General features: G+C 69.1%; 1 protein-coding gene. It reads left to right on the top strand.

From position 1 onward, the window contains the following. The coding region (locus CFP71_RS43215; protein ID WP_143267361.1) for a serine hydrolase domain-containing protein at positions 1-606 on the top strand (606 nt) is incomplete at its 5' end. Between the last annotated feature and the right edge of the window lie 157 nt (positions 607-763).

The following is a 763-nucleotide window of genomic DNA, read 5'->3' as shown; positions in this document are numbered from 1 at the left end:
TACTCCAACACCAACTACGTGCTCGCCGGGATGGTGACCGAGAAGGTGACCGGCCGGGACTGGCGGCAGGCGATCACCGACCGCGTCGTCCGCCCGCTCGACCTGCGGGAAACTTCGTTGCCGCACACCTCGCCGTTCCTGCCCACCCCGCACGCCCGCGGCTACGATCGGTTCGTCGTCGAGGGTTCGAATCCGCCGCGGCTCGGACGGCGGGTGGACGTGACGCTGATGAACCCGTCGATCGGCGGGGGAGCGGACGGTTCGATCAACAGCACCGCCGAGGACGGCAACAAGTTCCTGCGTGCCTTGCTGGGCGGGAAGGTGCTCAAGCCCGCGTTGCTGGCGGAGATGAAGAAGACCGTGCCCGCGCCGGGAATCGGGGAGTACGGGCTGGGGCTCATGAAGCTGACCGGCTCCTGCGGCGCCTACTGGGGCCACGGCGGCTCGCTGCCCGGCAACTCGACGGCCAACGGCGTGACCGGGGACGGCGAGCGAAGCGTGATGGTCTCACTGAACACGCTGACGCCGTACCACCCCGGTGCCGAACCGCCGTCGGAAGACCCGCTGAAGCCGCTGATCGACCACGCCCTCTGCGGTCGTGAGTGACTGGTTCCACCCCGTGTTTCGTCCTCTGGATGCGGTAGTTCGACGCCGAACCACCGCATCCAGAGGACGAATCACGAGCCTTCCGTGCCCCAGGACCGGGCAGCCCCGACCAGCGCGGCGACGCATTCCGCGACCGCGGGCCGCGTCTCACCCTGGG

The organism is Amycolatopsis thailandensis (assembly GCF_002234405.1).
GTDB lineage: Bacteria > Actinomycetota > Actinomycetes > Mycobacteriales > Pseudonocardiaceae > Amycolatopsis > Amycolatopsis thailandensis.
The sequence above is the reverse complement of the archived record's forward strand: the minus strand, read 5'-3'. Positions and strand labels throughout refer to the sequence as shown.